This window comes from Desulfobacter sp. (assembly GCF_050177295.1).
Genome location: NZ_JBFXHE010000009.1, coordinates 25,568 through 31,567, shown reverse-complemented (window position 1 = coordinate 31,567; position 6,000 = coordinate 25,568). Strand labels below are relative to the sequence as shown.

The 6,000-nt window shown below is 45.9% G+C and carries 5 protein-coding genes; 1 reads left to right on the top strand and 4 read right to left on the bottom strand.

Features of this window, described 5'->3' with window-relative positions:
* The 4 genes from AB7U36_RS01885 to AB7U36_RS01870 form a co-directional block, all read right to left on the bottom strand.
* Nucleotides 1-545 (bottom strand): phospholipase D-like domain-containing protein (locus AB7U36_RS01885; protein WP_428158110.1); only part of this gene is annotated, 545 nt, incomplete at its 3' end.
* A gap of 72 nt (nt 546-617) precedes the next feature.
* Nucleotides 618-1,574, bottom strand: a complete 957-nt coding sequence (locus tag AB7U36_RS01880) for a hypothetical protein (protein WP_428158109.1) — start codon at nt 1,572-1,574, stop codon at nt 618-620.
* A gap of 2 nt (nt 1,575-1,576) precedes the next feature.
* Entirely contained in the window at nt 1,577-2,563 is a 987-nt protein-coding gene (locus AB7U36_RS01875; RefSeq protein WP_428158108.1) for a diacylglycerol/lipid kinase family protein, read from the bottom strand.
* Between the two features lie 35 nt (nt 2,564-2,598).
* Complete coding sequence (locus AB7U36_RS01870) at nt 2,599-3,807, bottom strand: CDP-alcohol phosphatidyltransferase family protein (RefSeq protein WP_428158107.1); 1,209 nt, start codon at nt 3,805-3,807, stop codon at nt 2,599-2,601.
* Between the two features lie 89 nt (nt 3,808-3,896).
* Between AB7U36_RS01870 and AB7U36_RS01865 the strand changes: the two genes are divergently transcribed.
* A complete protein-coding gene (locus tag AB7U36_RS01865; protein WP_428158106.1) occupies nt 3,897-4,916 on the top strand; it encodes a metallophosphoesterase family protein in 1,020 nt (339 codons plus the stop codon).
* Nucleotides 4,917-6,000: the final 1,084 nt, after the last annotated feature.

Sequence of the window (6,000 nt, the reverse complement as noted above, 5' to 3'; positions counted from 1 at the left end):
TGATAGCGGTAAAAAATCTGATATGCATGAGCTAATAGGCCAGTCACCAGAGTTGTATCACGAATTTCAACCAGCATGTTATAGCCATAATCCTGATCGCCAATTTTAGCCAAAAGGGTTCTGTCATCTGTCCCTGATGGGTTAAAGGAGCCGATGAAGACATGAGGCTCCGGGTGGCTGAAATAATACAGTTTTTCATGGAGCCTGCTGCGTTGCCAAAGAATATTTTCCGGTATTCCATGCGTGAGAACCCGTAAGCCCGAACCTATTCCCGCAATACCGCCGAGTTGCTGTATAACAGGAGCATTGGCGCGCCCGGTCCGTGGTTGTCCTTCCATAACCACTCTGACGGTTACGCCGCGGCGGTGAGCACGAACCAAAGCTGCCGCCAGTGTATGATCACAAAAATAGTAAGTAACCCAGAAGATTTCTCCGCCGACAGGAACCTTCTCAATACTTTTTGCCAGGAGATTACGTAAAACGCCCTTTCGCTGACCGGGTCCACCAAAATGGGATATAAACTGTGTTTGTGGGAACGGTCTCATTTTTTTAAAAAATATAATAAAATTACATATTGGACTAGTTGGAGCCCAGTGCTCCGGTTGTGCTGGCCGATGTTATTGAATCCCACCCCGTCGGTATAAACGCAGGGACAAAATGCACATGGCCAGAACAGGGTGCCGTTTTAAAAAAGGGCTGACTTCCAGAGTAACCCCGGAATGACGCTTGATCTTCCACAAAATATAATCGACTCCACCCTCAAATGTCAGGGAGCCCTTGGCAAGTCGTAAAACAGAAAGAATTTTTCCCTGTGCTATCCTCATAGCCCAGGTTATACGGGAAATAAAACGCACTGAAGGGCGGATTTCTGCGGTGTACAGGGCCGTTCCCTTATTACTTCTTTCATTTACCTGATAGGGGGTGCCATCGAAGGCTTTACGGGTAATGTCTACAAAATATTCCGGTGTGACATCGAACAACCGAACCTGCTTGTCCGGCTGTTCAGCCCGGAACTCGGAGCGATAAGTCAGTTCAAGTCCTCTGCTCCAAAGCTCGCGGAGAGTAAATTCCTTTGGCAGGCGGGGTAATATTCTGATGACAAAGGTGATGACAGCCTGGCTAAAAGCTCTGTTCACCTGAGCTGCCACCGCATTATTTTTCACGTACACTATGGCCGTGGGCTGGCAGAAACGCGCCCAAAGATAGGAGTGGAACCACGTTAAAGAGGTTCCTCTCTGTAAATCGTTGAGAGATAATACCGCATATTTAGCCCTGACTGTTTGTTCTTTATACGGAACTTCCAGGTAAAAAACATTTGGTGGCAGCAGTTTGTTTATGGCAGTTTGTACGAAATTTTTATTGACGGAATCATAAGTGCTTACCAGGAGGTACAGGTCAAAAAGACCGTCGAGATCTTCTCCCTGACGGAAGCAGGAACCATAAAACAATATAGCCTGCACAGCATTGCCGTAGCGTGCCAGAATCTCTTCAGTAAGGCGATTGACCGCCGGTGATGACGGTCTTTTTGCAGAATTGTGCTGCATAACATCAAGAAGGCATAATGGAATTTCCATGATCACACTCGTAAAAAAGTTATTCTGCCGCCATATTCAAGCACGGTCGGTTTTTTTCTGGATTCCGGCGTGTAAATTTCACCATCCAGAGCAACACTGTCTTCAATATACAGCTCTATCTCATTAACATTGTGAGAATAGTATCCGTTCTCCTTTGTTCCTCTGTCGATCATATGACCTCTGGCCAAAAAGGGAAGAACCTGCGGTAAATATTTGGCCCTTGACCTGACCGCGGTAAACTGTAGCGGCCCGTTTTCAAAACCCCAAAAAGGGCGCAGGCCAAAAAAAAGTTTATTCAAGGTGCTGACAAATAATAGCATGAAATCTTCTTTTTGACACGGTTGCTTATTAAGACGTACCGATATATGAGTGGAGATGGCAAGTTGGCTGCGCTTGCAGATTATTTCCCATAAAAAACGGAAAATAGTCATGGATATACCTGGAATACCTCCTAGTTTTTTGTTGTGCAAATTTTTGCGGTAATAATGGATGCCCTGACTGATGGCTGCAGCTCCGAAAAACATACCGTATTTCACTTCGTGGCCTGGAACGTGTAAACGGAGGACTGGTCTTTGTATCCTGGTAATTTTACCACTACCGCTCTGCGCCCATTGGAGAAGGCGGTGCACCGCTTTTGCCTGATCTCCTGATATGCCGACATCACCGGCAATCATATTGGTTGTGCCGCCTGCGATCACGATGAGCTGTGGTTGAATTGCAAAGGGCTGATGATGGAAGAGAACCGTCAGAACTCCCTGCACAGTGCCGTCACCGCCGCTGATGATCAGGATATTTATATTTTTGCGGTTAAAATCGATCAGGGCATCGTATATATCCTGGGGAGTTTCAACCTGTTGCACCAATACATCGGGATATTTCCGGATTGTTTGAGCTATGGCTGCCAACCTCTGACTGTTTTTACCACTCAGGGGGTTGATGAGCGCTCCGACACGTGGTGTATTGCCAGATTCCAGGGGCGATGGGGTCATATTTCTATTCAAGGAAAAGGGTCGAGTGGTCTGAATTATTTGGAGGAATGCCTGGCAAATAAACGAACAGCAAGGGATTGCTCATATTTGGGTGTATTGGCCTCTGATAACCAGGACCTGAGCGAACCTGTTCGCAAACGCGCGCGCCAGGCTAACGTTAATCGTCCAAGAAGAAATATAGTGGTGGTAACCGTCCAGAAAGTAACAGCCAAAAGGCCCAGATCCGGACGTCCCGCAAGAAAGCTGATGGTCAGAAAAATCATGTTTGGATTGCGTCTGGCAGTTATCAGCCTGAAATATGCATCAATCGGCTGCCAGCAGAAGATACCAAAGCTGCCGCCCAGAAACCAATTGAATGAGCCTTCGATTAAACGTCCAATTATATAACCGATCATCATGGAATAAAATAGAGTAGTCAATGAGATGTTCATTCCGGAAATCTGGTCAGAACCCAGACCCAGACCCCAGAGGATGTACCAGATCGGGGGATGAATTATGTCAATAAGATGATCAAAATAGTGGCCAAATTTACTTGATGTAACGGTAACACGAGCCAGCTTGCCATCCACCGTGTCCAGAAAAGTCATCAGCCACCCTGCCAGCAATCCCCATCCATACTGGCCGCGGGCAAAACATATTCCCGCAGAGATGACCAGTAAAAGACCGATCAAGGTTACATGGTTGGGTTTGATGTGCAGATGAACACAGCAGCGGACAACCCATTTGGCCGGGCAGGGCCATGCCCATTTTGTCACTAAATCGGTAATTCCCTTATACGACCAGTCGAAAAGCCGGCTTTCCAGATCCTGTTTCCCTGCCGCTGTGATTGGCAGAACAAAAGGCAGTTCGAACTTGCGTAATTTTTCCTGAAAGGCAATTGAGATGGTAGCCGGGGTCTGGACCTGCACGCCGGGCAGAGTGCCGATATCTGCTTTTTTTTCTATAACCGCCAGAGCCTGCAGAGCAAGGGAGGCGGGAATATTGGCGGCGACAACTGACTTTTGCGGGCCATTCTCCAGATGCAGGACAATGTTCGGCGTGGTAGCCAGATATTTTATCAATCGGTCGTCGAAGAGATAGTCTCCTCTTAGTATCAGGACAGAATCGTTGTCATGGAGGGAATCCAAATTTTCTGTGATACGTTGTATATCAGTTCCTTTTAACACCTTTTCAATTCTCTCTTCCGAGGTAAGGCCCCATATTTTTACAGGGCACTTATGCGAGAAATAAATAAATAAACCCATATCAACACTTTTTTTGAATTATTAATTAATAAATGGTGTAACACAAATAGGACTTTGCAAAAAGAAATCATAATCTGTATAGGTAGGTTATGGTTTCAACTCTCTCAAATACTGCAAAGTTCGGCAGCACTGTCAATAAAACGGCTGAAAACGACGCCGGGAAAAGTTTTATCCTTGCCCATTTTTCCGATCCGCATTTGGCCTGTGTTGATCATATTAAAACACGTGATCTTTTCAATAAAAGGCTTTGGGGTTATCTGCGATGGAAGCTGAAACGCCGAACCGGGCACAGTGATGAACTCCTTACCTGTTTATACAAAGACCTGCAACGGATAAAACCAGACCACATTGCAATTACCGGTGATCTCACCCAGCTGGGGCTGCCGGTTGAATTTGAAATGGCCCGGGACTGGCTGCACAATCTCGGCAGCGCAGGCAAAATAACCGTCGTCCCCGGCAATCATGATACTTATGTAAAGTCGGATTGGCGGGAAACTTTTGCACACTGGCTGGATTATATGGCAGCCGATGAGCAGGAGCAACCGGCCAATTTAATAACCAGCCTGGACGAGCTTTTTCCGACTCTGCAAATACGTAACCAGTTTGCTTTGATCGGTATAAATACCGCATGCCCCAGTGGACCCCATCTTGCTACCGGGACAATCGGCGCAAGGCAGTTAAAAAAATTGGATCTTATCTTAAAACATCTCTCTAGTCAACGTCTTTTCCGTATTATACTGATTCACCATCCGCCGATAGACGGTATAGTCAGCTGGCGGCGGAGCTTGACCGATGCAGCATCCCTGCGTTTGATACTGGAACGCTATGGCGCTGAGTTGATTCTGTTTGGGCATGCACATATGACAGTGCAGACTTGCCTGGCTGCCTCAACAGGTTTCATTCCGGTTATGGGAGCACCATCGGTCTCCTCTGTAAGCTGTACAGACAAGAAGCGGTCCCGCTATTGCCTCTATGAGATCAATGCGACTGATACGGGCTGGAAGGTTCGCCATGAAGAGCGGGTCTTTTCGCTGGAGCAACAGTGCTTTGTCGACTGCCGGCAACAAAATTTTTCTGGCTCATCGCGGATTAGTGTGACAAACACCTAACCCTGTGAGTATACCCATTTTTCAGTGATTAAGCTCAAGGTTTGACTCTCTTGAATGAAGCAGTTGCTCCATGAGATGCATGATTGAAAAAATGGCGGGTGTTAAGTGGCGCGCAAATACGGTATATCTAGTTTCAGTATCACTCAAGGGAATTTTTGATAAAGGTAACATATCCTGATTATAGCGGATTTGGGGGACCCGTCCGTAAGCCTCTCAATGAACCCGAAATCAAAAGGTTCTGAAGCCAATTTTCATGGTACTTAAATTCGTTAACTCTTTTAAAAGAACTCACATAGCTTTTTTGCTTTACCGTCCATGGATTGAGTGGAGCAAAATTTGGGATAAGTGCCCAGGCACGTATGCTGAGATTGGCAGATTTTATAGTGCTGTGAAAATACTTGGTACTGAATAAATGACGATCCATCCGTTGCATCAGCCGGGCCACCATGTTACTCGTTCTATGTGCGCCAGGAAAATCATAGGCTTGGGAAAACTGTGGAAGATTATCTCGGAGCTTCTTGATTTTGAGTGAAATGACGTCCGGAACTTCATTTGCAGAATAGCACGGTTATCTTGGGAAACAACGTTTTCCAGGCATTCTGCGTCGATTGCCATCCGTCGGTATTGACAGTGTCCGGCTGATATGCCGGATTAATGCATTCAGCTTCCTTTTTTACAAATCCAGTCATATAGGGCATCGCAAAAGACGGCATTATTGTATAACAGACACCAGCTATCACTATTCTTCTGACTTTCAGTTTCAGTTTTTTTGAGACTCTGATCTCCTTCATTTTGTATCCGAAGGCGATTTCGGGCGGAAAAAGTTCAGGATGTTCCTTGGTTAGCATGCTTAATACTATCCGAAATTGGATGGCATATTGAATGATGATGTAATATTGTGCTTGACAAACGCGCATACAAATAGTTCGATTCGGTCCGGGAGTGGTGTTAGAGGGTGAAATCATCATTTTCCTTAATTGTTATAGTTGCTGTTAGTGCTTCAACCATAACTCAGGAAATGAATTTTCCAGTCTATTTCATCGCTCCCCGACCCAGTCCCCCAAATCCGCTATAATCAGGATTG